Below are 24884 nucleotides of genomic sequence, written 5' to 3'. Positions count from 1 at the left end.
AACCGGCTGGCACAGAGACGCCATCTGCGGAGGAGACCGCCGAAGGCAGCATCGTTGCGCCCGTGGAACCCAAGCCGGTCGAGCCCAAGCCTGGCGAACCCAAGCCTGTCGAGTCCGAGCCTGTCGGGTCCGAGCCGCACCACTCGCGGCACACCTCCGTGGCTCCCGCCCCACTGCCGATCCCCGAGGCTCCGGCCGTTGCCGACGCCGGTCGCACCCTCACCCGCCGTGAGCTCCGCGCCCTGCAGGCCGCCTCATCCGCGAGTGCCGCCGACGAGGTCTCCGGCCAGGCGCAGGCCGCACCGTCCCAGGCCGCACCGTCCCCGGTCTCCGCACCCCGCTCCGCCCCCGCCGACGACCAGCCCCGAACCGATGCGCCGGCCGCGGTCAACTCCCTGCACCCGCCGATCGGCCACTGGTCGATGGACCGCGAGGATGAGAGCCACATCGAGACCATCGGGCGCCGCGACGACGCGACCTTCGACGACCTCGTGGGCCGCGGCGTCGGCGCCGGCGGCATGCCGACGACCACCAACGCCCTGATCCTGCCGTCCATACCGCGTCAAGGCCCCGGCGGCCCCATCACCAGCACCGGCGAGATCATGATCACCGGATCGATCGATCTCCCGAGAAGCCTGGGCGCCACCGGTCAGCACCCGAACCTGTTCGACTCGTCCGAAATGGACCGCATGCTCGACCAGCTCGACGAGGGCGGTCACCACAACGATGTGGCACCCGTGAGCGCCAGCCGCGCCGTGAGTACCCACACCTCCACCCGGGGCGTGATGACACCGCCTCGCAAACGCGGTGCCTCCCTGCCAACGGTTCTCGCGATCACCGCCGCGGTGCTCGCCATCGGTGTGCTGTCGCTGTTCGTCGTCGGCTACGCCCTCAATATCTACTAACCCCGAATATCCACCAACCCCCACATCTCCTCATGCCATCTTTTTCGCTTTTACTAACTCAGGGATTCAATCGATGACCGCTTCTGCCCACGCTCTCGAGCTCCTCAAGGTGGCTGCCGCCGCCGCCGACTCGAAAGCGGGGGAGGACCTCGTTGCCATTGACGTTTCCAACCCGTTGCCGTTGGCCGACATCTTCCTCATTGTCACGGGACGCTCCGAACGCAACGTCGTCGCGATCGCCGGCGAAATCGAGGACAAGCTGATCGAGGCCGGCTACAAGCCGCTTCGCCGCGAGGGACGCGCCGAGGGGCGCTGGATTCTCGTCGACTTCGGCGACCTCGTCGTCCACGTGTTCCACGAGGAAGAGCGCGTCTACTACTCGCTCGAGCGCCTCTGGAAAGACTGCCCGGTCATCCCCATCGACCAGGCCAGTGCCCGTGCCATCGATGAGGCCGGCTCGTCCGACGAGTCTGTCGACACCTCCGCAGACAGCGCCGCAAAGACGACCGTCGACGCCGCGGATGTCGAATCCACCGTGGAAATTGACGCCGCGGACTAGCGTTTGGTTCGCGAGCACTCAAAACATGTAGTAACCTAATGAAGTTGTTTCGGAGGAATTCGAAACAAAGTCTGGGTCCGTGGCGCAGCTGGTAGCGCACCTGCATGGCATGCAGGGGGTCAGGGGTTCGAATCCCCTCGGATCCACCAAGCATAAGAAAAACCCCCGATGACAGTAGTCATCGGGGGTTTTTTCGTCGTGTTGCAAACCCCGGAGAAAAGAATTTCCGGAAAATTCTTCTGGGGAATTTTCACCGGCTCTCTCCACCCGGCGTCGGCGAGTTGGCGGCACGATTCAGGGGGCGTCATCACCTGCCTGGGTCGGACCGTTCCCGATACTGAGCCACGCGTCCGGCCCCGCTCCCCGAGACCCGGCCGGCCGGCCCTGGCGTGCCGTCCTGGCATCCTTCATGGCTCGCAGTTGCCGCTCAACCTCTGCCGAGGTCGCCCCGGACGACAGCTGGCGCTCCAGGTCGGCATCCGGTGGGGCAGTGAGGTCGGTGAGAGCGCCGCTGGCGAGCAGTTCGTCGGTAGCGGCGGCGCGGGCCTGCATCTGAACGATCCGGTCCTTGGCCCTGTCGAGGCTGACGCCGACCTCGCTCATCTGCGAGCCGAGGCCGGCCGCGGCCTCGTTCGCCTTCACCTGCGCCTGCGAGGCGGCGTAGCTGGCCTTGATGCTCTCCTTCTCGGTGCGGAACGCGGCTACCCTTTCGGCCAGGCGCCGTTCGTTGTCCTGCAGCTGCCCCTGCTGCTTCTGCAGGAGGGTGTACTGGTCACGGATCGCGGCCACCTGGCCCTCCAGCAGGGAGCGGCGTTCCAGAGCGGTCCTGGCCAGGTCTTCCCGGCCCTGGTTCAGGGCGGACTCGGCCTGGTCGGCCAGCCGTTGGTGCCTGGCGCCCATCTCCTGGCCCTGCAGCTCGATCCGCTTCTTCGCGGTGGCAACCTCGGCCAGTCCCAACCTCACGTCCTGCAGCATCCGCACCAGCTGCTCATAGCTGTCGTCAAGAGCTTCACGCGGGTCCTCCAGCCGGTCCAGGGTACGGGAGGTCTTGCTGCGGAAGATGACACGGAGTCGGTTGGTGAAGGTCATGGGGTGCTCCTTTTGTCTAGCCGGTGCGCCGAGGTTTGCGCCATCGAGGTCCGCTCCGGCGCGGGCAACCCGTCCAGCAGGGTGAGGGCGTGCAACTCCGCGACACCGGCGTCGACGGCGGCGATCTCACGGTCCACGTCGGCGCCCAGAGTCGTGAGGGTGTCATCGGTGCGCACACCGAGACCGGCGGCAACGACGGAACGGACCCGCCCCACCAACCCGGTGATCTGGTCGACGCGCCGAGCCGCCACCGGGAGAGTCTCTCGGAGCACGACAGGGTCCCGTTCGGTGGCCAGCAACAGCAATTGCGACTCCACTCTGATGCCCTCGTTCTGCAACCGTCCGACGAGCCTCTGCAACTCACCATGCGGGCCTCCGCTCTGCACGGCGAGGTCAACCGCGGCCTGTCCGCTGGCGAGCGATTCCCTCAGACGCAACCGAAGGCGGAGGATTTCGTGGTTCCGGCCGACACTCACCCGCGTGCGCACACGCAGCACGGCACCGTTGAGGGCCCGACTTCGCCGTATCCGCCTGTACAGCACGCGTGCAATGACGATGACCGTGACGGTGGACACGACCATGATCGCAGCGAGGGCGATCAGGATCTCAGCGAGGACGCTCACGTCACCCACCCGCCTCGTCCGGTCGTCAGTGGCGAATTCTTAAGGACGTGCAGGGTCATGTCTCCACCTTCATCCCAGGGCTGGTGCGGTGCCGTCCCGAACGACGGCGCGCTCTACCGGGCAAAATACGCTCATTAGCGTGGAGTTGTCGGGGAATGCCCTGTTCTTGTCTGAACGCTCTCGTCACCCCGCGGCGACGCCACCGGTTCACCGCGGGCAGGACCATAGACTCTGGGCCCCCGCTCTACGATGGGGAGGTGAATGAGACTCTGCCGCCGTGCCCGGAATGCTCCAGCGAACTGACCTACGAGATGGGGGCGCTGCTGGTCTGCCCACTGTGCGGGCACGAGTGGGCGGCAGAGGCCGCCTCCGCCGGTGAGCCGGTGCAGGATGCCGCGATCACCGACGCTCACGGCAGCGTGCTCGCCGACGGCGATTCGGTGACCATCATCAAGGACCTCAAACTCAAGGGCAGCTCCACCGTCATCAAGGTGGGCACCAAGGTGCGCGGCATCCGCCTGCGCCAGGGTGTGGGCGATCACGACATCGAATGTCGAATCGAGGGAGTGAGCATGCAGCTCAAGTCCGGGGTCGTCAAGAAGGCCTAGTCCTCGGCCCGGCAGTCACGGGGGTCACCATTACAGCCCCGGATTCCACCCCCAGATTCCACCCCCAAGTGGGGGCCTTCGGATTACACTCCCCGATATGACCGAGCAGCAGCAGTACACCGTGGTGCGGGCCTTCCCTGGCTTCGATGTGCGCCGGTACCCGGACTGTGTGCTCGTGCAGGTGCAGGTCGACGGGGACTTCACGCGGGCGGCGAGCCGGGGCTTCCGGCCGCTGCAGGACTATCTCGACGGCAACAACCAGTCGGCAACGACGATCCCCATGACCCCTCCGGTGCTGCACGAGCGGGCGGGGGAGTCCGCGCACCTGATCAGCTTCGTGCTCCCGGGTGAGTCGGACCCGGACCGTGCGCCCCTGCCGCTGGACGAGAGGTTGCGGATAATCGTCCTGCCCGCCCACGAGGCCGCGGTCCTGCGGTTCGGCGGGGGCTGGAGCACGAAGAGATTCACCGACCACGGGCGTTTCCTACTCGGGTCGCTGGAGTCCGCTGATCTGCTGCCGGACGGGCCGGTCTACTACGCACGGTTCGACCCACCGTTCCGGCCCGGACTCCGGGGGCGCAATGAGGCGTTGGTGCGAGTGACATCGGCCTGACGGCGTCGATAATGGCTGGATGCCCCCTTCAGAATCCGCAGCCCGATCAGACCAGCCATCGATCCCGGCGGCTCCCGTACGCTGTCCGTGCGGCAGTGGCAACAGTTTCGACGACTGCTGCCGACGCCTGCACCACGGCGACGCCCGGGCCGCCACGGCCGAGCAGCTCATGCGATCGCGCTACTCGGCCTTCGCTGTCGGCGACGCAGGCTACCTCCTGCGCACCTGGCATCCGGGAACTCGGCCCGACACCATCGAGTTGGACAGGACTGTGCGGTGGATGCGGCTCGACATCGACCGGACCGAGCGGGGAACCCTGTTCGACACCGAGGGCGTCGTGGAATTCACCGCACACTCGCGTCAGGACGGCCGGCGGGCTCAGCAGCACGAAGTCAGCCGATTCGTGAAGGTGTCCGGTGCCTGGCTGTACCTCGACGCGGCCGACTGAGTAACGGAATCGCCGGGGCGTCCGGCGCGTCACGTCCAGATGGGAAACTGGACCCATGACCGCAACACTCGTCGCCAAGGCCCTGGCCGGTGGCTACGCCCACCGCACACTGTTCGATTCCCTCGACCTCACCGTCGCACCCGGCGATGTCGTCGGTGTCGTCGGCGTGAACGGTGCGGGCAAGTCCACCCTGCTGCGCCTGCTCGCGGGCCTCGACGAGCCGCAGGGCGGTTCGGTTGCCCTGTCGCCAGCGGATGCCTTCGTGGGCTGGTTGCCCCAGGAACACGAACGGGTGCCGGGGGAGACCGTGGCGGAGTACATCGGTCGTCGCACCGGCTGCGCCCAGGCGACCAGGGAAATGGACGCCGCTGCTGCAGCCCTGGCCGAACCTGCCGCACCGGGCGGGGCTGACCCGGCCGATGTCTACTCGGTGGCCCTGGACCGCTGGCTTGCCAGTGGTGCGGCCGACCTCGATGACAGGCTCCCTGCCGTGCTGTACGACCTCGGTCTGACCCTCGACGCCGACGTGGCCGCGGACGCGTTGATGACATCGCTCTCCGGCGGCCAGGCGGCCAGGGTGGGACTGGCCGCCCTGCTGCTATCCAGATTCGACATCGTGCTGCTCGATGAGCCCACCAACGACCTCGACCTCGACGGACTCGAACGCCTGGAGGGCTTCGTCACGGGCCTTCGCGGTGGCGTCGTGCTGGTCAGCCACGACAGGGAGTTCCTGGCCCGCTCGGTCACCAAGATCCTCGAACTGGACCTCGCCCAGGGCGCCAACCGGGTATTCGGCGGCGGCTACGACTCCTACCTGGAGGAGCGCGAGACGACCAGGCGGCAGAAACGCGCCGACTACGACGAATTCGCCGACAAAAAGGCCGATCTGGTCGGCCGGGCCCGGACCCAGCGGGAGTGGTCCAGTCAGGGTGTGCGCAATGCCATGAAGAAGTCCCCGGACAACGACAAGATCCGGCGCAAGGCCGCCGCCGAATCCAGCGAGAAGCAGGCGCAGAAGGTACGACAGATGGAGAGCCGCATCAATCGTCTCGACGAGGTCGACGAACCGCGCAAGGAATGGCAGCTCGAGTTCACCATCGGCGCCGCGACGCGCTCGAGCAGCGTGGTCTCGGTGCTGAACGAAGCGCTCATCCGCCAGGGTGACTTCGTCTTCGGTCCGGTCTCCCTGCAGGTCAACGCGGGGGAGCGCATCGGCATCACCGGACCCAACGGCGCCGGCAAGACCACGCTGCTGCGCGCCCTGCTCGGCCGCCTGGTGGCCGATTCCGGCTCCACAAGCCTGGGCGCGAGCGTCGCCATCGGTGAGATCGACCAGGCCAGGGCCAGCGTCACGGGCGAGCAGACCCTGGTGGCCATCTTCGAGGAGCGGCTTCCCGAGCTCTCGGCGGGCGAGATCCGCACCCTGCTCGCCAAGTTCGGCCTCACCGCCGACCACGTCAGCCGTCCCGCCGACGCCCTGTCACCCGGTGAACGCACCCGGGCCGGTCTCGCCCTGCTGCAGGCCACCGGCGTGAACCTCCTGGTGCTCGACGAACCAACCAACCACCTGGACCTCGCCGCGATCGAACAGCTGGAACAGGCACTTGAGTCCTACACGGGCACTCTATTGTTGGTGACCCACGACCGACGGATGCTGGCCACCGTGCGCCTCGATCGGCACTGGGCGGTCCAGGACGGGCGGGTGACCGAGTCCGTGTGATCGAAACCGTGACAGGCGTTGCGGCCGCGCGGTGGCGGTGCTGTCATGGATGTCGACCCGTGACGTAGATCAACGGAGGACTCCCGATGACATCGAGCACCTTCCCCGAGAACAGCACAGATCCCCGCCGGCTGGTTGAGGACCTGCGCACCGACGTAGACGCCGACCTGATCGTCGCCACCGACCCCGGCTACGACGACGCGAGGCGGGTGTGGAACGGCATGATCGACCGCCGGCCCCTGCTGATCGTGCGTGCCCGTGCTACCGGCGACATCGCGCCGACCCTGGCCCTGGCCGCCAGGCACCGGCTGCCCCTCGCCGTGCGCAGCGGCGGGCACAACGTGGCCGGCAACGGCACCGTCGACGCGGGCATCGTGCTCGATCTCGCCGCCCTCAACACCGTCGAGGTCGACCCGGACGCCCGCACCGTGCGGGCACTGGCCGGGGCGACCATGGCCGACATCGACCGGGCAACCGAACCGTTTGGGCTCGCCGTGCCCCTGGGCGTGGTCTCCGCCACCGGCATCGCCGGCCTCACCCTCGGCGGCGGCGTCGGCTGGCAGACCAGGGCATACGGACTGACCCTGGACGCCATGGTGGCGGCGGATGTCGTCACGGTGGCCGGGACGAGCGTGCGGGCCAGCGCGACCGAGAACCCCGAGCTGTTCTGGGGGCTGCGCGGCGGCGGCGGCAACTTCGGCGTGGTGTCTTCGTTCACCTTCCGGGCGCATCCGTTGCCGGCCCGGCCGGTGACCGGCAATTTCGTCTACCCGAAGGAGCAGTGGGCGGCGACGCTGGCGGCCTACGACGAGTGGACCAGGGACCTGCCAGACGAGCTGACCTCCATCCTCAGCGTGCTGGTGCCGCCGCCGGCCATGGGGCTCGGCGCCGAGCCGCTGATGCTGCTGGGCTTCGCCTGGGCCGGCACCGACACCGACAGGGCCCGGGAGGTCATCGACCGGATGCGCCGCGCCGCGCCGCCCGCGATCGAGGCCGACGAGCCGATGCCCTGGACCGCGTGGCAGTCCGCCGTCGACGGGGTCTTCCCCAAGGGGGTGCGCGGCTACTGGAAGAACACCTCCTTCGACAGTCTGGATCCGGCGGTGATCGACACCCTGCTGCGCCGCGGAGCGGAGCAGACCTGGCTCGGCACCGCCTTCGATATCCACCACATGGGCGGCGCCTTCGCCAGGGTGGCCGAGGACGACACGCCGTTCCCGAATCGGGGAGCGCGGTTCTGGCTCAACATCTACGGATTCTGGAACGACCCTGCCGACGACGCCGAGCGAGTGTCCTTCGTCCGCGAGTTCGGCGCGGAGATGGCGGTGCTGGGCTCCGGCGGCACGTATGTGAACTTCCTCGGCGCGGAATCCGGCACCGACCCGGTGGCCCAAGCTCTGGCCGTCTACGGGCCGGCCAAACTGGAGCGACTCGCCGCCCTCAAGCGCGAGTATGACCCCGAGAATCTGCTGAGGCTCAACCACAACATTCCGACGACGGTCACCCGCACTGGGTCGCCCGGCGACACCGCCACCGGCGACACTGAGTAGCGACCCGGAATAGAACGCCGGTGCGCCCCGTTGAGCCCTAGTATGCGTATGCATACAAACTGATCGGAAGGGCGCACCACACATGGCACCGACACTGGAACTGGGTCTCGACACGTTCGGCGACGTCACCTACGCCGCGGACGGCAGCCTGCTCGGCCACGCCCAGGTGCTGCGCAACGTTGTCGCCGAGGCGGTGCTCGCCGACCAGGTGGGCCTGAGTTTCTTCGGTATCGGCGAACACCACCGCGAGGATTTCGCCGTCTCCGCCCCCGAGGTCGTGCTGGCCGCCATTGCCGGTCAGACCAGCACCATCAAGCTCGGCTCCGCGGTCACCGTGCTCAGCTCCGACGACCCCGTGCGCGTCTTCCAACGTTTCGCCACCCTCGACGCCGTCTCCAACGGTCGCGCGGAGGTCATCCTCGGCCGTGGGTCGTTCACCGAATCGTTCCCCCTGTTCGGCCTGGAGCTCAGCGACTACGAGCAGCTGTTCGAAGAGAAGCTCGAGCTGTTCGCCGAACTGCTCAAGGAAGCGCCGGTGACCTGGTCGGGTAGCACCCGCGGCGCCCTGACCGATCAGCGGGTGTTCCCGCCGACCGAATCCGGCTCCATCCGCACCTGGATCGGTGTCGGCGGCAGCCCGCAGTCCGTGGTGCGCGCCGCCCACTACGGCCTGCCGCTGATGCTCGCCATCATCGGTGGTGAGCCTCTCGCCTTCGCCCAGTTCACCGACCTGTACCACCGGGCGCTCGACCAGTTCGGCAAGGACCCGCAGCCCATCGGCGAGCACTCACCCGGCTACGTCGCCGCGACGGACGAGCAGGCGCGCGAAGAGATGTGGCCGCACTACCGCGCCATGCAGGACCGGATCGGACGCGAGCGCGGCTGGGGCCCGGCCACGAAGGCCAGATTCGAGCAGGATGCCGGCCCCGACGGCGCCCTCTTCGTCGGCTCCCCGCAGACCGTCGCCACCAAGATCGCCAAAATGGCCACCGGGCTCTCGCTGTCCCGTTTCGACCTCAAGTACAGCCTCGGCACCCTCTCGCACGACAAGCTGATGACCAGTATCGAGCTCTACGGCACCGAGGTAGCCCCTTTGGTACACGAAATGATGGCCTGACGGGAATTTGGCGTGCCCCGGACGGGGTAGCGTGAACACGTGGGCCCGGCTCGGGCAAACCACCCACCTTCATCCTTTCGTTCTGACCTTCCTCGAGGAGTACACCGTGGAAACCTGGCCCGGATCTGCCTACCCGCTTGGCGCAACCTATGACGGAAGCGGCACCAACTTCGCTCTGTTCAGTGAGGCCGCCGAGCGGGTGGAACTCTGCCTGTTCGACGAGAACGGCGCCGAGACCCCCGTCGAAGTCCGGGAATCCAGCGCCTTCGTGTGGCACTGCTACCTGCCGGAGGTGCAGCCGGGCCAGCGCTACGGCTACAGGGTGCACGGCGAATACAACCCCAGCGAGGGCAAGCGCGCCAACCCCAACAAACTGCTGCTCGACCCGTACGCCAAGGCCACCTGCGGCGTCATGGACTGGGACCAGGCACTGTTCTCGTACAACTTCGGCGAACCCGATTCCCGCAACGACGAGGACTCCGCCCCGCACATGATGCTCGGCGTCGTCGTCAACCCGTTCTTCGACTGGACCGGCGACCGCTCTCCGCGCACCCCGTACAGCGAATCGGTCATCTACGAAGCGCACGTCAAGGGCCTTACCCAGCTGCAGCAGGAAGTGCCGGAGTCCCAGCGCGGCACCTACGCGGCCGTCGCGCATCCGTCGGTCATCGAGCACCTGCAGAAGCTCGGCGTCACCGCGATCGAACTGATGCCCGTGCACCAATTCGTCAACGACTCCACCCTGCAGGACCAGGGCCTGAGCAACTACTGGGGCTACAACACCATCGGCTTCTTCGCCCCGCACAACGCCTACTCCTCCAGCGGCGACCTCGGTCAGCAGGTGCAGGAGTTCAAGGGCATGGTCAAGAACCTGCACGCCGCCGGCATCGAGGTCATCCTCGACGTGGTCTACAACCACACCGCGGAGGGTAACCACCTGGGCCCGACCATCTCGTTCAAGGGCATCGACAACGCCGCCTACTACCGGCTGATGGACGACGACGGCCGGTACTACATGGACTACACGGGCACCGGCAACACCCTCAACGTGCGCCACCCGCACTCGCTGCAGCTGATCATGGACTCGCTGCGCTACTGGGCCATCGAGATGCACGTCGACGGTTTCCGCTTCGACCTCGCCAGCGCCCTGGCCCGCGACCTCTACGACGTCGACAAGCTGTCCACGTTCTTCGAGCTCGTGCAGCAGGACCCGATCGTCTCCCAGGTCAAGCTGATCGCCGAGCCCTGGGACGTCGGCCCCGGCGGCTACCAGGTCGGCAACTTCCCGCCGCAGTGGACGGAGTGGAACGGCAAGTACCGCGACACCGTGCGCGACTTCTGGCGCGGCGAGCCCTCCACCCTGGGCGAATTCGCCTCCCGCATCTCCGGCTCCGCCGACCTCTACGAGCACTCCGGCCGCCGCCCCGTCGCGTCGATCAACTTCGTCACCGCACACGACGGCTTCACCCTCAACGACCTCGTGTCGTACAACGAGAAGCACAACGACGCCAACGGCGAAGACAACAACGACGGCGAAAGCCACAACCGGTCCTGGAACGCCGGAGTGGAGGGCCCCACCGACGACGACACCGTCCGCACCCTGCGCGGCCGCCAGCAGCGCAACTTCATCGCCACGATGCTGCTCTCCCAGGGTGTCCCGATGATCCTGCACGGCGACGAACTCGGCCGCACCCAGCACGGCAACAACAACACCTACGCCCAGGACTCCGAGCTGAGTTGGATCCACTGGGACGAGGCGGACCAGCCCCTGATCGAGTTCACGTCCGCCGTGGTCCGCCTGCGCAAGGAACACCCCACCTTCCGTCGCAGCCGGTTCTTCGACGGTCACCCCGGCAAGCGCGGCGAGGGCGACCCGCTGGCAGATATCGTTTGGCTGAACACCGACGGCCAGGAGATGCGCGCGGAGGACTGGGACGAAAGCCGGTCCCGCACCGTGAGCATGTTCCTGAACGGCCAGGGCATCCGGGAACGCGACTCCCGCGGCCGCGAGGTCACCGACGTCAACTTCATCCTGCTGTTCAATGCGGATGCCGAAGACGTCGAATTCACCCTGCCGAGCGCCGAGTACTCGCCCGCCTGGGAGATCGTGATCGACACCGGGGGAGAGGGCGCCGACTCGGAGCCCCGCCCGGCCGGTGCCACCCACACCGTGATGGGACGCTCGCTCGTCGTGCTGCGTGAGTACCACGTGCCCGAGGTCGCTCCGGACCACTCCGTCGCCGCGTCGCTGGCAAGCCACCCGTCGCCGCCGACGTCCACGCTGACCCTGCCGGTGCTGCCGGACCCGTATTCCTCGACCGAAGGACGCGCGTAACCGATATGAGCATCCCCGTCTCCACCTATCGCCTACAGATCACGTCGGCCTTCGATCTGGATGCGGCGGCGGGTGTGCTCGATTACGTCAGCCGGCTCGGCGCGGACTGGCTCTACCTCTCGCCGCTGCTCACGGCCGAGGAGGGCTCCGACCACGGCTACGACGTGATCGACCACGGCAGCATCGACCCGGCCCGCGGCGGCCCCGAGGCGCTCGCCCGACTGTCGGAGCGGGTGGCCGCGGCCGGCCGCGGCATCCTGGTGGACATCGTCCCCAACCACGTCGGCGTCCAGACGCCGCACAGCAACGCCTGGTGGTGGGACCTGCTCCGAGCCGGGCAGGGTTCCCGCTATGCCGAGGCCTTCGACGTGGACTGGCCCGCCGGCAACGGTCGCATGCTGCTCCCCGTACTCGGTGACGGCGACACCGAACTCGACCAGCTCACCGTGGTGGGCGACGAACTGCACTACTACGACAACCGGTTCCCGCTGGCTCCCGGCACCGCGGACGACGGCGCCCCCGCCGTCGTCGTGCACGACAGGCAGCACTACGAACTGGTCAGCTGGCGCCTGGCCGACACCGACCTGAACTACCGCCGTTTCTTCGCCGTGAACACCCTCGCCGGTGTGCGCGTCGAGGTGCCCTGGGTCTTCGACGAATCCCACCGCGAGATCCTGCGCTGGGTGCACACCGGCCAGGTACAGGGCCTGCGAGTCGACCACCCGGACGGCCTCGCCGACCCGGCCGGCTACCTCGACAGGCTGCACGCCGCCATGCCGGACGGCTACCTGCTGGTGGAGAAGATCCTGGAGGGCCGCGAACAGCTGCCCAGCAGCTGGTCGACCCACGGCACCACCGGCTATGACGCCCTCGCCGACTTCGACAGGGTCCTGGTGGACCCGGCCGGCCAGGACGCCCTCGACACCCTGGAGGCCACCCTGCAGGGCGGCGCCGTCTCCTGGACCGAACTGGTCTATACCGGCAAACGCGCCATCGCCGACGGCATCCTGCAGAGCGAGGTGCGCCGACTCGACCGTCTGATCCCCGAGGTCCCCGATGCAGCCGACGCCCTCGCCGAACTGATCGCCTGGTTCCCGGTCTACCGCTCCTACCTGCCCGTCGGCCGCCACGAACTCGACACCGCCGTGCGACTGGCCCGGCAGCGCCGGCCCGACCTCGACGCCACCATCACCGCCCTGCTGCCGTATCTCACCGACCCCGCGCACCCCGCGGCCGTGCGCTTCCAGCAGACCTCGGGGATGGTGATGGCCAAGGGTGTCGAAGACACCGCCTATTACCGCTACAGCCGGCTCACCTCCCTCAACGAGGTCGGCGCTGACCCGAGCGAGTTCGCGGTGCCGGTGGAGGAATTCCACCGCCGCCAGCAGACCCGGCTGGCCGTTGCGCCCGCCTCGCAGACCACGCTGTCGACCCACGACACCAAGCGCGGCGAAGATGTGCGGGCCCGCATCTCGGTCCTGGCCGAGATCCCGGACGAGTGGACCGCTGTGCTCGGCGAGCTGCGTGCCCTGGCCCCGCTCGGCGACGCCCCGTTCGAGAACCTGCTCTGGCAGGCCATCGTGGGCTCCTGGCCCGCCTCCACCGACCGTCTCATCGGCTATGCCGAGAAGGCGTCCAGGGAAGCGAACCTCTCCACCACCTGGACCGCGCCGAACGACGACTTTGAAAACCGGATGCGCGCCCTGGTTCGGGAACTCGCCGAGGACGGGCCCCTGACCCGCACGGTCACCGCCTTCGTCGACAGGGTGAAGCAGGCCGGCTGGAGCAACTCTCTCTCCCTCAAGCTCATCCAGCTCACCGCGCCCGGTGTACCCGACGTCTACCAGGGCAGCGAACTCTGGGAGATGTCGCTCGTGGACCCCGACAACCGTCGCCCGGTGGACTACACCGTTCGCCGGGACTACCTGGACCGCGTCAGCGCGGGCTGGCTGCCCCCGATCGATGAAACCGGCGCCGCGAAACTGCTCGTCACCACCAACGCCCTGCGCCTGCGGCGTGATCGGCCGGAGCTATTCGTCCGGCACAAACCGGTCGAGGCGTTCGGCCCGGCCGCCGCCCACGTGGTGGCCTACGACCGCGGCGGCGCCGTGACCGTCGCCACCCGGCTGCCCGTCGCGCTCGCCCGCACCGGCTGGGGCGACACCACGATCATGCTCGCCGGGCACGACTGGCAGGATGCGCTCACCGGCGTCCGCTTCGCCGGCGGCCAGGTTCGTCTGACCGACCTGCTGTCGCGCTATCCGGTTGCGCTGTTGATCCCCGCGGGCAGCACCGCACCCACCGCTATCGAGGAGGCCACCCCGTGACGACAGACAACCCCGACATCGTGGCCGTTCCCATCGACGTGTGGGCGCCCGCCGCCGACACCGTCGGGCTGGTCGCCGGCGACGCCACCGCGCCGATGACCCGCGGCGACGCCGGCTGGTGGCACGGCAGCCTGTCCGACAGTGCTGACGGTGTCGACTACGGCTTCCTGCTGGATGGCGCCGGCCCGTTCCCCGACCCGCGATCCCGCCGCCAGCCACACGGCGTGCACGCCCTCTCCCGCACGTTCGACCCGGCCGCGCACACCTGGCAGGACGACGCCTGGACCGGTCGTCAGCTCGCCGGTGCCACCATCTACGAGCTGCACATCGGCACGTTCACCCCCGAGGGCACCCTGGAGGCCGCGGCAGGCCGGCTCGACCACCTCGTGTCACTCGGCGTGGACTTCGTCGAGCTGCTGCCGGTGAACGGCTTCAACGGCACTCACAACTGGGGCTACGACGGTGTGCTCTGGTACGCCGTGCACGAGGGCTACGGCGGCCCCGCGGCCTACCAGCGCTTCGTCGATGCCTGCCACGCGGCCGGCATCGGCGTGATCCAGGACGTCGTGCACAACCACCTGGGCCCCAGCGGCAACTACCTGCCCAACTTCGGGCCCTACCTCAGCGACGCCGAGGGAAACACCTGGGGCGCCTCGGTCAACCTCGACGGCCAGGACTCCGACGAGGTTCGCCGGTACATCATCGACAGTGCGTTGATGTGGCTGCGTGACTATCACGTCGACGGCCTGCGGTTGGACGCCGTGCACGCCCTCAAGGACCACTCCGCGGTGCACCTGCTGGAACAGCTCGCCGGCGAGGTCGCCGTGCTCAGCGCCTCGGTCGGTCGCCCCTTGACCCTCATCGCCGAATCGGACCTCAACGACCCCAAGCTGATCACCCCCCGTGAAGCGAACGGATACGGACTCGACGCCCAGTGGAGCGACGACTTCCACCACGCCGTGCACGTCGCCCTCACCGGTGAGACCGTCGGCTACTACGCCGACTTCGCCCCCCTCGGCGCCCTGGCGAAGGTGCTCACCCGCGGGTTCTTCCACGACGGCACCCTGTCCACCTTCCGCGGCCGCCACCACGGCCGCCCTGTCGACACCGAACGGATGCCGGCCTGGCGGCTGGTCGTCGCCTCGCAGAATCACGACCAGATCGGCAACCGGGCCATCGGCGACAGGCTCAGCGCCCAGCTCGACACCGGCCAGCTGGGCATCGCCGCCGCACTCACCCTGCTCGGCCCGTTCACCCCGATGCTGTTCATGGGCGAAGAGTGGGGGGCGCGCACACCGTGGCAGTTCTTCACCTCGCACCCGGAGCCCGAACTCGGCCTCGCCACCGCAGAGGGCCGCATCGGCGAGTTCGCCAGGATGGGCTGGGACCCGGCCGTGGTACCCGACCCCCAGGACCCGGCCACCTTCGAGCGGTCAAAACTGGACTGGTCCGAACTGCAGGGTGGCGATTCCGGTCGTCTCCTGGCGTTCTACCGTGACCTCGCGGGTCTCCGTCGCCGGCTCGCCGACCTGACCGATCCACGGTTCGCGCGGGTCGCGGTGGCCTACGACGAGGCGGACGGCTGGCTGCAGCTGTCCCGCGGCGAGACCGAGATCGTGATCAACCTCTCCACGACCTCTCGGTCCGTTCCGGTTGCCGGGCAGAGCGTCCTGCTCGCCTTCGCGAACAGCGCCGATGCGAGCCCCCGGCTCGACGCCGGCCGGGTGTTGCTGCCGCCGCACTCGGTCGCGGTGCTCGCCTAGGTCCATCCACCCGCCAGCTCTACTCGACCGCTCCATACGCCAGCTCCACTCGCCAGTACCACTGACCATCGAGGAGGACCCATGGGCCATTTCCTATCCCCGGAGACGGCGGCTGCGCTGGCCCGGCTGACGGAGCTGGACGCCGACGCGACGGCTCCGCCGCTGGAGCGGATGCGGGCCATTCGTGCGGTACTGCACCACCTGGACGCCGACCCGGCCGCGCTGGCGAGCGTACGCGACGCCCTTTCCGATGGAGCGGGCTGGCCCGATATCGCGGATGCCGCCGGGCTCAAACCCACCGCGGCCAAGTGGCGCTGGCAGGGCACCGACGCCGACATCGCTGCCCGCCTGGACGCCGGACGCAAACGCAGCGCGCGGCCCAGCAGCGTTCCGACCGACCTGCCCGGGCACTCGGTGGCCGAGGCTGCCGGATTGCTCGGCGTCAGCGTCCAAGCGGTGTACCTGCAGGTGAGCAGAGGTAAACTGGTCAGCCGCACCGTCGAGCTGGCGGATGGCCGCAGTTACAAACGCGTCATCCTTCCCGGGGACGCGCTACCCTCGACGACAGAATCCGCGGAAACTGATCCCGAAAAACCATCCCTCTAGACGACGATCCCCGCAACGACAGAGCCTTGAGACATCACCCGGGCTACCGAAACCCACCCACGGAGTGACCATGACCGATCAGAGCTATGACCCGTTCGACCGAACGTTCCCCCTCGACACCTCGACCACCACAGAGCGCCTGCCGATGCCGGGCGCTCAGCCCGCCGGCGACGGGCCGACGGGTGACGGGCCGGTCGACCCCGCAGAGTCCCCGGCCCCCAACCGGACCAAGACCCGAAACCGCACCCTGCTCTCCGACCTCAGAACGGGACCGCCCCAGCGGGCCGCACTGGTGGTTCTCGTCGGCATCGCCGTTCTGACGATCGCGTTCATCATCATGATCTTCGTGAACGTCTCCAACGAGAGCATCATCGCCTTGGCCGTCATCGCCACGCCGATCGCCTCGATGGTGGCGGCGTACTACGCCGTCACCCTGAGCATCCAGCAGGTCGCGACTGAGCGTGCCGACAAGGAGAAGGCCCTCGCCAGGCTCACGGCCGTCGAGGCCGGTGCCCGCGAGACCGAGGTGTGGGCCTCCCAGATGGAGTCCGGGCTTCGGGTCGCAATGGCCAAGCTCGACGGCGCCGGTGTGTCCACCGTCGCGGTGACCCGGGCGGCCGGCACCCCGGACGACTTCTTCTAGGCGGTTCAGCTCAGCCGTCAACGCCCGCCGGCGCCGTCAGGCCGCCCGATCCCTCGCAGCGAGTGCCCGGCCGGCTCGTAGGTAGTGCCGCATGGGGGCCTGCCGCACCCACGTCGGCAGACGGGGATAGACCAGACGGATGACGCCGATCACGGCGTTGTACCTGCGCTGGCGTCCGGGCGACCAGGGCAGGTCGAAGAGGGCTCGTTCGGCGGGCTGCAGGAGCCCCGTGGTGACCAGGCGCCCCAGCGGCATCGCCAGGCGCAACCAGACCGGTCCGGTGGTGGGATGCAGCAGTTGCCTGGCCACCGATCGGGTCGTCGCGTCGGTCGCCAGGCCGGACGTTGCGCGACTCCAGTACGCCGCGAAAGCCGCCCGGTCCGCTGGCCACAGCCCGGGCGGCACCTGCAAGGCGGTACCGAGCACGCCGTAGTCACGGTAGACGGACTCGGCGTCGGCATCCGGGAGCGGTCCGTAGAACAGCTCATGCACACGGGTCGCGGATTCGTACAGGGTGGCGGCAACCCAAAGCTGCAACTGTGGATCGAAAGCGTTGTACGCCGGGGCGCTGACGGTCCGGGCACCGTGCACCGGGCGATGGGCCAGAGAGACCCGGCGCACGGCCGCGGCCCGGTCGATGGGCGAGCCGCAGGTGACGGCGTAGACGTAGGAGAGCGTGCCGCTCAGGCGACTCAGTGGTCGGGTCGCGAAGTCGCTGTGCCTGGCGACGCCGTGCCCGACGGCGGGGTTCGCGAGCTGTAGCAGGATTGCGCGACCGCCGCCGAGAACCAGAACGCTTTCCGGGGCCACATCGCGGATGCCCAGTGCCGGGCTCGACAGGGACGCCGGACTGGACGGGGACGCTGTCGGCATCGTGGACTCCTCTTGACAGGCCGAGCCTACTTCCCCGCCGAGGCGACGGGTTCTCCGCGCGTTCCTGAATCGTTCACATCTTTTCCGGTCGGTGATGGAATATCCTGTAGTCCTATGCGCTTGCATATACCTGAGGGCAGCGAATCCACCGCCCCCACGGACTTGAGGAGCACCATGAGCGACATCACCACCACGACCATCCCGGGCTACAAAGCGGGAACCTGGACCATCGACCCCACGCACAGCGTCGTCGGCTTCAGCATCCGTCACATCATGATCAGCAAGGTCAAGGGCACGTTCGAGACCTTCAACGCCACCTTCGTCACCACCGAGAACCCCCTCGAGACCAGCGTCACGGCGTCCGCCGTCGTCGCGTCCATCAACACCAACGAGGCCAACCGCGACGGCCACCTGCGCACCGGCGACTTCTTCGACGCCGAGACCTACCCGACCATCGACTTCGTGTCGACCGGAGTGCGCGTCGTCGACGGCGACTACCTCGTGGACGGCAACCTCACCATCAAGGGCGTCACCAAGCCCGTCACCTTCGACTTCGAGTTCGGTGGCTTCGGCGGCGACCCCTACGGCAACTACAAGTTCGGCGCCACCGCCACGACCCAGGTCAACCGTGAAGACTTCGGTCTCACCTACAACGCGGCCCTCGAGACCGGCGGCATGCTGCTGGGCGACAAGGTCACCATCACCCTCGAACTGCAGGGCGCCCTCCAGGCCTAAGCACTCGGTATCGCGCGACGGGGATCCCACCGGTGGGGTCCCCGTTGTTGTGTCTGGATTGTGCCGTCACTGTGTGCGGTTCCGCCCGTCACCCGGCCACCGGTTCGTCCGGCGTCGGCTGCAGGACCCCGATCCGTCTCAACACCAGGGCGATGAGCGGATCAAGGGCGAACAGGAAGAACGCGGGGGAACCGACCAGCGTCGCCAGCAGTACGACGGCGAACGACTGTGCGAGCGCGCTGACATTGTTCACCCGAGCGTTGTGAACGGCTATGGCGGATGCGCCGTGCACGAGCTGCCTGCGGGGAGAGCTGGCGTGGAACCACTGCCAGGTGCTGAAGAGCAGGATCACGAAGAAATTCAGGGGCAGCAGCGTGCGGCCCAGCAGGTACCGGCTGAGTTCGTCGTTGAGACTCGTCGTGAACGGAACCAGGACCACGCCGAGAAGGCGGAAATTGTTGAGCCAGATGATGGTGGTATCCACACGGGGGATGAACTCGAACTGACGCACGTGAATGAGCCACAGCAGGCTGAGCAGCAGAAAGCTGATGACCACGTTCAGGATGCTCGGTGCCAAGGCGTTGACCTGACGCAGGAACTCGGCGTTCGACGTCACGACGCCGATGCTGTCGACGGAGACGTTCAGCACCAGCAGCGTGGCCGCGATGGCGAAGACGCCGTCAGTGTACGATTCCAGCCGCCGGGTGGACAGAACCGTTCGTCGGGCCGGCATCGCCGTGGTCGGCGCACCGTGGCGCGCGGGCTCCGGGCTGCTCGACATGCGGGCAGCCTACTCGCCGGTGATCTCCTCGCGCACCCGTCGCAGGTCCTCCATCAGGGCGCCGATCAAGATCCAGTGCTGGGGATGTGGAGTCATGATCATCAGCGGCGCCGTCAGGGCGAGCGGCTGGGTCCCCGGAACCGCCGAGTCGGCCGGTGTCCCGTCCGCCGGCACGGTGAGCAAACGCAGATCGTGCGCGGCCCGCTCCAGCTCGATGGCGAAGGCCTGCACGGTGGGTTCGAGGTGCAGGCTGTCGTCGTAGTGGTCCCGCAGCGCCCTCGTCATGCCCAGTGCCCGGGTGACCAGGGGCACCAGGCGGGCGTAGAGGTCCGTGTCCGCGTCGAGAACCTCACGGTGCCTGCTTTGACGGGGATTGAGCGTCAGGCTCTCCTCGGCCTGGCTGATGGCCCGTTCGGCCTTGGCCAGCATGGGCCGCAGTAATCGGGCCTGGATCATCAGGCTCTCCAGATCGGCGTACTTCTGCGGGCTCAGCAGCGCGGTGGCCACCCGGTCGAAGGTCGCGGCCACCTCCAGGGTGAGCCGGGTCACCGCGTCGTGTGCGGGCGTGAGCAGCACCGGCGGAACGATCAACGCGTTGACGATCACGGCGATCGCGGCGCCCAGGATGGTCTCGATGATGCGGTCCCTGGCGTAGGTCGGTGTCGCGGCACCCAGCACGAGGACGAGCATCGCGCTGATCGGGATCTGATTCGCCGAGCCAGGTGACAGCTTCAGGGCCCAGGCCAGCAGGATGCAGAGCACGATCGCCGCCAGGACGATCCAGCTGTCCTGTCCGAACCACAGCCCGATGCCCAGAGCGACCAGGACGCCGCCGACGACGCCGAGGCTGCGTTCCAGGGCCCGTCCCAGGGACTGGTTGATGCTGGGCTGCACGACGAAGATGGCGGCCATCGCGGCGAAGATGGGCAGCTCGCCGGGCAAGAGCCACAGCGAGATGACCCAGGCCAGGACCACGGCGACCGAGGTCTTGAGGGTCTGCAGCAGCGGGATCCGTCTGGATACTCGCAGGCTGGTCGTTATTCGCACTGTCATAGGGTACAAGGCCCGACGGACCGGACCGATCACCGGTCTCACCACGGCAGGCTAGGGCGCGGCGGGCACGGCCGGTGGGGCCGGGAACACCTGCACCGGGCGGCCGAGGAAGCGGGCGTATTCGTGCAGGGCCCGCTCGGTTGCCGGGAGCGATGCGGCGCCCTGCGGGGTGAACGGCGCGGGGTGCACCGTGATCGCCCGGGGCTGCCAGTCGCGCCGCCAGGTGCCGAAAATACGGCCGCCGCGAACCAGGACGGGCAGGAAGATGCCGTTCTTGCCCGGGACGACCCTGGTCAGGTTCTCGGGTTCGATGGCGAAGCTGCGGTCCCGGTAGCCGAGCAGGTATTCATCGAAGCCCGGCAGGGCCAGCACGGCACTGGGACCGCGCCCCGGCGCGGCGCGGCCCAGCGGTCCGAGATCGGAGCTCTGGGGGAGCAGGTGGCTCACGCCGTCGACCTCGAGGGTGTCGAGCTGCCCTCCCGCAACGGCCAGGGCAGTCTTGGCGTCGGTCATGGTGAGCTGGGACCACCAGGCGAAGTCGGTCAGGGGAGCCGGCCCGTGCCCGGCCAGGTACCGCAGCAGGTATTCGCCCAGTGCCTGGTCGCGTTCGAACTGCCGGGGGTGCGGGACCCAGTCCGAGAGCAGCACGAGCATCTGTTGGGCGTCGAGCTGCCGGCCCCAGCAGAGGGTGCCCGATTGGGCGAGGTGCCAGATGAGGTGATAGCCCCGTTGGCCGTCTGTGCCGATGCCGTGGCGCTCCAGCAATGCCAGGAAGGCTGCCCTGGTGAGCTCCCGTCCGCCGCTGAGGGCATCCTCGGCCACGGTGCGGGCACGTTCGATGGTCGCCTCGTCCAGGCCCAGGTCCCGTCGCCGGGTTGCCGCACCCGCCCAGAGCCTGGGAGTGGTGAGTCCGAGCAGCCAGGCCAGGTCCGGCCCCGGCACCAGGTGCAGGGTTCCCCGCATCGGCCAGGAGCGCACGATCCTGGCGGAGTCGATCAGCGCGTCGATGTCGGCGGAGGTGCTGCCGGGGGCCCGCACGGCAACGGCCCACTTCGCCCAGCGGAGGTCCTGCGCCTGCACGGCCAGCATGCGGTCGACGACCTGCGCGGGCTCGGTGATCGACCCGGTCAGCGCCTGGCTGGCCAGGCGACGCCGGGTGATGTCGGAGCGGGAGGCACGCGTCATGGAACCGCAGCCTATGACTCAGGTGAGGATCAGGCCAGGTCGTCGTCGGTGCGTGCGCCGAAGACTATCTCGTCCCAGCTGGGCATCGATGCGCGGCCACGGCGACCGGTCTGTCCGGTGCGTGGTTGGCCGGTCGCGGCCTGAGTGGCCCACACATTACGGGTTTCCTCGGGGGCTGCGGTGGCCGGCTCGGCAACCGGGGGAGCCTCGTTGACCAGGCGGATCCCGGACTCGGCCGGAGCCCGCTCGGCACGGCGGGTATCCACCACCGGTGTCATGGGCGTTTCGGTCTCACCGGCGGCCGCTTCCCGTTCGCCGCGGCGGCGGCGGAGCGACTCGAGCAGGTCCGCGGTCTCGCTCAGGCTCTGCGGCGGTTCCGCCGCACGCTTGATGGCGGCTTTGGACACGGCCTCCGTCGTACCGGCGGAACGGGCGTACGGCACCGGATCGTGCAGCGGGGCCGTGTCGTTGAGGATGTCGTCGGCCAGGGATTCCTTGAATGTGAAGGCGCCGCTGTCGAACCGGCTCACGTCGGCCAGGCTGGTTTCGGCGCCAACGGCACGCAGCCGGGGGATAAGGGCACCCTTGAGCTCGCCCTGCTGGGAGAGCGCAATGGCCTCACTGCCGATCGGCGAGAGGGTGTTCTTCTTGGGTTCGAAGCCCCACCGGGCGTCGTGGTCGATGTCGTCGGCCGTGAAGGCGAGCTTGACGATCCACCCGGCGCCGGGCTCCTTCCAGCTGGCCCAGCGTTCGTTGGACGCGCCCAGGGACGCCAGGCGTTCCCGGATGACGCTGCCGAAGTTGGCCTGCTCGTCGATGGGATCGGGGTCGATCGCGGTGTGCACGGGCACGCTCAGCGCGCTCGACACTATGTACTCGCGTTCGGCGACCACCGGTCCCTCGAACCGCTTGACGAAGTCCAGCGACGCACCGGTCACCGCAGCGACGTCCTCCGCTGACATGCCGGCACGGATGTGCGCCTGCACCTCCCGGGGCGACAGTTTGGGCCGAACGGACGCATCCGTTTGGGTTTGGCGAAGCCGGGACTGGAGAACCGCATCGATGGGGATCCGAAAACGATCACCCTCCTCTGACGCTGCAAGCAGCGCGCCGTTCTCGACTCCGATAACTTTCAAATCCTGCATGGCGAAAGCCCTCTCGCGATTACTGATGGCCCCACCCTGCCATGCGATGCGGCATTTTTCGGGGAATACTGCGGGCGTGCCGGAAGTTGCTCCCATTGCCAACCTGAAAGGTTGGTGATTGGTTTGCTATTCCGCACGGATTGTTGCAAACTATGGCCGCCGATTTCGTTTATCGGCGTTAATGAAATGGATGGGCATGGCAACCGATTACGACGCACCGCGAAAGACCGAAGACGACTCAGAGTCGATTGAGGCCCTCAAGGAGCGTGTACCCGACAAGATGTCTGGTGTCGTTGATGTTGACGACTCCGACAACCCCGGTGGCTTCGACCTCCCGGGCGCCGATCTGTCCGACCTCGACCTCGACGTCGTCGTCCTGCCCCCGCAGGCCGACGAGTTCACCTGCGTGGAGTGCTTCCTCGTGAAGCACCGTTCGCAGATGTCGCACGAGACCAAGCTCGGCCCGGTCTGCCTGGAGTGCGACGCCTAAGCGCGCTTAGTTACTTGATGCTGGCCGTCGCGATCCATTGATCGCGGCGGCCATTTTCTGTGGCCGGCGGCTGGACACCAGCCAATACGGTGCCGGATCGGTCGGGTCTTCGAGCGGGATCCGCACCACGGGTGCGATCCAGCCGCGGATCAACAGCCATGCGCGGGCATCCAGCTTCTGGCCACGCTCGAGAGTGGCGTCCGCAGCCTCCAGAGGGACGGCCTCACCGAGCAGGCGGGTTTCGATGCGCGCCCGGCCGGCGGTGAGGACACCGTCGGACACCGAAACCGTCGGGGACGCCAGCACCAGCAGCAGGGCGCTGCCGAGGTAGAGGCCGGCGCCGGTCAGGATCCCCGCCAACACCGAGATCGGCAGGAAGACCAAGAGGCTCGCGGGAATCACAAGCGCAGTGATGATGAAGAGCCATGGGGATGGCCAGAGTTTTTCGCGATAATCGGGCATGGGTCTATTCGACCAGATAACTGCACTACCCTCGACACGTGGCTGAAAGCGTCGAAGTCCTGATTACCGCGTCCGTTCTCCCGACCTACGCCCATCCGGGTGACGCCGGAGCCGACCTGCACGCCTCGGAGGCGTTGGTCCTGGCTCCCGGTGAACGCGCCCTTGTCGGCACCGGCGTGTCGATAGCGTTGCCGGACGGGTACGCGGCCTTCGTGGTGCCGCGCAGCGGACTGGCCGTCAAGCACGGAATCTCCGTCGTGAACTCGCCGGGGACCGTTGACGCGGGCTACCGGGGCGAGGTCAAGGTGTGCCTGCTCAACACCGACACCGTCACCCCGTTCCCCATCAACGTCGGCGACCGCATCGCCCAACTCATCGTGGTTCCGGTGGCCAGGGCGGTCTTCGTGCCGGTCGAACGACTCCCCGGCAGTATGCGTGGCGAGGGCGGCTTCGGCTCGACCGGCGTCGCGCCGGCCGCTCCTGCGGACCGCGCCCCCCAGACCGAATCGTCCGCCCCGACGGACGCCCACCGAAGCGGAGAAACCCTGTGAGTGACAAAGTGAACCCCGACACGCGCTCAGCCACCGACGAACCGGCCGGCACCGACAGCACCGAACTCACCGGAGCCGAGCAGCAGGTCCCCGACATGCACGCCAAGTCAGCTCCGGTCGACCGTGACGTGGACGGCCCCCTGGACGAGTCCGAGGCGAACCCGGTCCGCCCATACGTCGACCTCGGTGGCGTGAAGATCCTGCCGCGCGAGGGCCTGCACCTCCGGCTCGAGATCGAAGAGGGCTCCAAGCGGGTCGTCGCCATCGGCCTGGACTATGCCGGTTCGACGCTGCAGGTGCAGCCCTTTGCGGCACCGCGCTCCAGCGGCCTGTGGCAGGAAATCCGCAGCCAGATCGCCGACCAGATCGCCAAGCAGGGTGGCTCGACCACTCCGCGCGAAGGCCCGTTCGGGCCCGAACTCGTCGCCGAGATCCCCGTCGCAGCCGGCCAGGGTCCCGCGGGCACCACCCGGTTGGCCCGTTTCATCGGCGTGGACGGCCCGCGCTGGTTCCTCCGCGGTGTCATCGCCGGCGAGGGTGCCATCAACCCCGAAGCCGCAGCGCAGATCGAAGACCTGTTCCGCAGCATCGTCGTGGTGCGCGGTTCGGCCCCGATGCCGCCGCGCGACCTCATCCCGCTGCGGATGCCGGCCACCCCGGCCGGTAAGCCCGAACCCACCGGCGCCTGATCCGTCAGGTGCAC

General features: G+C 68.1%; 24 protein-coding genes, 1 tRNA gene and 1 pseudogene. 18 read left to right on the top strand and 8 right to left on the bottom strand.

Annotated elements, in window-relative coordinates; all coding sequences use genetic code 11:
- Positions 1 to 62 precede the first annotated feature (62 nt).
- The 3 genes and pseudogenes from RCH12_RS01560 to RCH12_RS01550 all read left to right on the top strand — a co-directional run bounded on the left by RCH12_RS01560 (position 63) and on the right by RCH12_RS01550 (position 1613).
- Positions 63 to 905 (top strand): hypothetical protein, encoded by an 843-nt coding sequence (locus RCH12_RS01560; RefSeq protein ID WP_327015834.1) that lies wholly within the window; start codon positions 63 to 65, stop codon positions 903 to 905.
- 73 nt (positions 906 to 978) lie between these two features.
- Positions 979 to 1329, top strand: a pseudogene (rsfS, locus tag RCH12_RS01555) (ribosome silencing factor); the annotation flags it as partial.
- A gap of 208 nt (positions 1330 to 1537) precedes the next feature.
- A tRNA-Ala gene (locus RCH12_RS01550) sits at positions 1538 to 1613 on the top strand.
- 145 nt (positions 1614 to 1758) lie between these two features.
- On the opposite strand, the gene RCH12_RS01545 is transcribed toward RCH12_RS01550, so the two are convergent.
- Together RCH12_RS01545 and RCH12_RS01540 are read right to left on the bottom strand one after the other, a co-directional pair.
- A complete protein-coding gene (locus tag RCH12_RS01545; protein WP_327015833.1) occupies positions 1759 to 2553 on the bottom strand; it encodes a PspA/IM30 family protein in 795 nt (264 codons plus the stop codon).
- Complete coding sequence (locus tag RCH12_RS01540) at positions 2550 to 3176, bottom strand: hypothetical protein (protein ID WP_327015832.1); 627 nt, start codon at positions 3174 to 3176, stop codon at positions 2550 to 2552. Before RCH12_RS01540 ends, RCH12_RS01545 begins: the two co-directional genes overlap by 4 nt.
- A 257-nt stretch (positions 3177 to 3433) precedes the next feature.
- On the opposite strand from RCH12_RS01540, the gene RCH12_RS01535 reads away from it, so the two are divergent.
- From RCH12_RS01535 to RCH12_RS01485, 11 genes are all read left to right on the top strand, one after another.
- Positions 3434 to 3784 (top strand): zinc ribbon domain-containing protein YjdM, encoded by a 351-nt coding sequence (locus RCH12_RS01535; protein ID WP_103431958.1) that lies wholly within the window; start codon positions 3434 to 3436, stop codon positions 3782 to 3784.
- A 97-nt stretch (positions 3785 to 3881) separates the two neighbouring features.
- Positions 3882 to 4397 (top strand): SOUL family heme-binding protein, encoded by a 516-nt coding sequence (locus tag RCH12_RS01530; protein WP_327015831.1) that lies wholly within the window; start codon positions 3882 to 3884, stop codon positions 4395 to 4397.
- 19 nt (positions 4398 to 4416) lie between these two features.
- On the top strand, positions 4417 to 4845 hold the full coding sequence (locus RCH12_RS01525; RefSeq protein ID WP_327015830.1) for a YchJ family protein: 429 nt from the start codon (positions 4417 to 4419) through the stop codon (positions 4843 to 4845).
- 55 nt (positions 4846 to 4900) lie between these two features.
- On the top strand, positions 4901 to 6565 hold the full coding sequence (locus RCH12_RS01520) for an ABC-F family ATP-binding cassette domain-containing protein (RefSeq protein ID WP_327015829.1): 1665 nt from the start codon (positions 4901 to 4903) through the stop codon (positions 6563 to 6565).
- A gap of 86 nt (positions 6566 to 6651) precedes the next feature.
- Positions 6652 to 8115 (top strand): FAD-binding oxidoreductase, encoded by a 1464-nt coding sequence (locus tag RCH12_RS01515; RefSeq protein WP_103431954.1) that lies wholly within the window; start codon positions 6652 to 6654, stop codon positions 8113 to 8115.
- 82 nt (positions 8116 to 8197) lie between these two features.
- Positions 8198 to 9232 (top strand): LLM class flavin-dependent oxidoreductase, encoded by a 1035-nt coding sequence (locus tag RCH12_RS01510; RefSeq protein WP_103431953.1) that lies wholly within the window; start codon positions 8198 to 8200, stop codon positions 9230 to 9232.
- Positions 9233 to 9338: 106 nt separating this feature from the next.
- Positions 9339 to 11567: a glycogen debranching protein GlgX gene (glgX, locus tag RCH12_RS01505; protein ID WP_103432145.1), complete on the top strand. Its 2229-nt coding sequence runs from the start codon at positions 9339 to 9341 to the stop codon at positions 11565 to 11567.
- Between the two features lie 5 nt (positions 11568 to 11572).
- Positions 11573 to 13894, top strand: coding sequence for a malto-oligosyltrehalose synthase (gene treY / locus RCH12_RS01500; RefSeq protein ID WP_327015828.1), 2322 nt, complete (start codon positions 11573 to 11575; stop codon positions 13892 to 13894).
- Positions 13891 to 15657, top strand: coding sequence for a malto-oligosyltrehalose trehalohydrolase (treZ, locus tag RCH12_RS01495; RefSeq protein WP_327015827.1), 1767 nt, complete (start codon positions 13891 to 13893; stop codon positions 15655 to 15657). Before treY ends, treZ begins: the two co-directional genes overlap by 4 nt.
- 81 nt (positions 15658 to 15738) lie before the next feature.
- The gene (locus RCH12_RS01490) at positions 15739 to 16263 is read left to right on the top strand and encodes a hypothetical protein (RefSeq protein ID WP_103431951.1); all 525 of its coding nucleotides are present in this window, start codon (positions 15739 to 15741) and stop codon (positions 16261 to 16263) included.
- 70 nt (positions 16264 to 16333) lie between these two features.
- Positions 16334 to 16906 (top strand): hypothetical protein, encoded by a 573-nt coding sequence (locus tag RCH12_RS01485; RefSeq protein WP_327015826.1) that lies wholly within the window; start codon positions 16334 to 16336, stop codon positions 16904 to 16906.
- Positions 16907 to 16942: 36 nt separating this feature from the next.
- Here the strand turns inward: RCH12_RS01485 and RCH12_RS01480 are convergent, their stop codons facing one another.
- A complete protein-coding gene (locus tag RCH12_RS01480) occupies positions 16943 to 17779 on the bottom strand; it encodes an oxygenase MpaB family protein (protein WP_327015825.1) in 837 nt (278 codons plus the stop codon).
- A gap of 174 nt (positions 17780 to 17953) precedes the next feature.
- Between RCH12_RS01480 and RCH12_RS01475 the strand changes: the two genes are divergently transcribed.
- Positions 17954 to 18514 (top strand): YceI family protein, encoded by a 561-nt coding sequence (locus RCH12_RS01475; RefSeq protein WP_103431948.1) that lies wholly within the window; start codon positions 17954 to 17956, stop codon positions 18512 to 18514.
- 88 nt (positions 18515 to 18602) lie between these two features.
- Here the strand turns inward: RCH12_RS01475 and RCH12_RS01470 are convergent, their stop codons facing one another.
- The 4 genes from RCH12_RS01470 to sepH are packed head-to-tail and all read right to left on the bottom strand — an operon-like array spanning position 18603 to position 22678.
- On the bottom strand, positions 18603 to 19295 hold the full coding sequence (locus tag RCH12_RS01470; protein WP_327015824.1) for a TMEM175 family protein: 693 nt from the start codon (positions 19293 to 19295) through the stop codon (positions 18603 to 18605).
- A 9-nt stretch (positions 19296 to 19304) separates the two neighbouring features.
- Positions 19305 to 20348 (bottom strand): FUSC family protein, encoded by a 1044-nt coding sequence (locus RCH12_RS01465; protein WP_327015823.1) that lies wholly within the window; start codon positions 20346 to 20348, stop codon positions 19305 to 19307.
- Positions 20349 to 20399: 51 nt separating this feature from the next.
- Positions 20400 to 21533: a winged helix DNA-binding domain-containing protein gene (locus tag RCH12_RS01460; RefSeq protein ID WP_327015822.1), complete on the bottom strand. Its 1134-nt coding sequence runs from the start codon at positions 21531 to 21533 to the stop codon at positions 20400 to 20402.
- 29 nt (positions 21534 to 21562) lie between these two features.
- Entirely contained in the window at positions 21563 to 22678 is a 1116-nt protein-coding gene (sepH, locus tag RCH12_RS01455) for a septation protein SepH (RefSeq protein WP_103431945.1), read from the bottom strand.
- 196 nt (positions 22679 to 22874) lie between these two features.
- Between sepH and RCH12_RS01450 the strand changes: the two genes are divergently transcribed.
- Positions 22875 to 23168 (top strand): DUF4193 domain-containing protein, encoded by a 294-nt coding sequence (locus tag RCH12_RS01450; protein ID WP_066599570.1) that lies wholly within the window; start codon positions 22875 to 22877, stop codon positions 23166 to 23168.
- Positions 23169 to 23174: 6 nt separating this feature from the next.
- Here the strand turns inward: RCH12_RS01450 and RCH12_RS01445 are convergent, their stop codons facing one another.
- Positions 23175 to 23630 (bottom strand): DUF3093 domain-containing protein, encoded by a 456-nt coding sequence (locus tag RCH12_RS01445; RefSeq protein ID WP_088456346.1) that lies wholly within the window; start codon positions 23628 to 23630, stop codon positions 23175 to 23177.
- 38 nt (positions 23631 to 23668) lie between these two features.
- On the opposite strand from RCH12_RS01445, the gene dut reads away from it, so the two are divergent.
- Together dut and RCH12_RS01435 are read left to right on the top strand one after the other, a co-directional pair.
- Entirely contained in the window at positions 23669 to 24181 is a 513-nt protein-coding gene (gene dut / locus RCH12_RS01440) for a dUTP diphosphatase (RefSeq protein ID WP_327015821.1), read from the top strand.
- Between the two features lie 95 nt (positions 24182 to 24276).
- A complete protein-coding gene (locus RCH12_RS01435; protein ID WP_103432142.1) occupies positions 24277 to 24870 on the top strand; it encodes a DUF3710 domain-containing protein in 594 nt (197 codons plus the stop codon).
- Positions 24871 to 24884: the final 14 nt, after the last annotated feature.

Origin of the sequence: Cryobacterium sp. MP_3.1 (assembly GCF_035984795.1) — a bacterium.
Lineage (GTDB): Bacteria > Actinomycetota > Actinomycetes > Actinomycetales > Microbacteriaceae > Cryobacterium > Cryobacterium zongtaii.
This window is presented reverse-complemented; position numbering and strand designations above follow the sequence as displayed.

Coding starts and splice junctions, on each gene's coding strand:
- RCH12_RS01545 (WP_327015833.1), bottom strand. CDS start 2,553: ATGACCTTCACCAACCGACTCCGTGTCATCTTCCGCAGCAAGACCTCC.
- RCH12_RS01530 (WP_327015831.1), top strand. CDS start 3,882: ATGACCGAGCAGCAGCAGTACACCGTGGTGCGGGCCTTCCCTGGCTTC.
- RCH12_RS01525 (WP_327015830.1), top strand. CDS start 4,417: ATGCCCCCTTCAGAATCCGCAGCCCGATCAGACCAGCCATCGATCCCG.
- RCH12_RS01520 (WP_327015829.1), top strand. CDS start 4,901: ATGACCGCAACACTCGTCGCCAAGGCCCTGGCCGGTGGCTACGCCCAC.
- RCH12_RS01515 (WP_103431954.1), top strand. CDS start 6,652: ATGACATCGAGCACCTTCCCCGAGAACAGCACAGATCCCCGCCGGCTG.
- RCH12_RS01510 (WP_103431953.1), top strand. CDS start 8,198: ATGGCACCGACACTGGAACTGGGTCTCGACACGTTCGGCGACGTCACC.
- treY (WP_327015828.1), top strand. CDS start 11,573: ATGAGCATCCCCGTCTCCACCTATCGCCTACAGATCACGTCGGCCTTC.
- RCH12_RS01490 (WP_103431951.1), top strand. CDS start 15,739: ATGGGCCATTTCCTATCCCCGGAGACGGCGGCTGCGCTGGCCCGGCTG.
- RCH12_RS01485 (WP_327015826.1), top strand. CDS start 16,334: ATGACCGATCAGAGCTATGACCCGTTCGACCGAACGTTCCCCCTCGAC.
- RCH12_RS01480 (WP_327015825.1), bottom strand. CDS start 17,779: ATGCCGACAGCGTCCCCGTCCAGTCCGGCGTCCCTGTCGAGCCCGGCA.
- RCH12_RS01475 (WP_103431948.1), top strand. CDS start 17,954: ATGAGCGACATCACCACCACGACCATCCCGGGCTACAAAGCGGGAACC.
- RCH12_RS01470 (WP_327015824.1), bottom strand. CDS start 19,295: ATGTCGAGCAGCCCGGAGCCCGCGCGCCACGGTGCGCCGACCACGGCG.
- RCH12_RS01465 (WP_327015823.1), bottom strand. CDS start 20,348: ATGACAGTGCGAATAACGACCAGCCTGCGAGTATCCAGACGGATCCCG.
- RCH12_RS01460 (WP_327015822.1), bottom strand. CDS start 21,533: ATGACGCGTGCCTCCCGCTCCGACATCACCCGGCGTCGCCTGGCCAGC.
- sepH (WP_103431945.1), bottom strand. CDS start 22,678: ATGCAGGATTTGAAAGTTATCGGAGTCGAGAACGGCGCGCTGCTTGCA.
- RCH12_RS01450 (WP_066599570.1), top strand. CDS start 22,875: ATGGCAACCGATTACGACGCACCGCGAAAGACCGAAGACGACTCAGAG.
- RCH12_RS01445 (WP_088456346.1), bottom strand. CDS start 23,630: ATGCCCGATTATCGCGAAAAACTCTGGCCATCCCCATGGCTCTTCATC.
- RCH12_RS01435 (WP_103432142.1), top strand. CDS start 24,277: ATGCACGCCAAGTCAGCTCCGGTCGACCGTGACGTGGACGGCCCCCTG.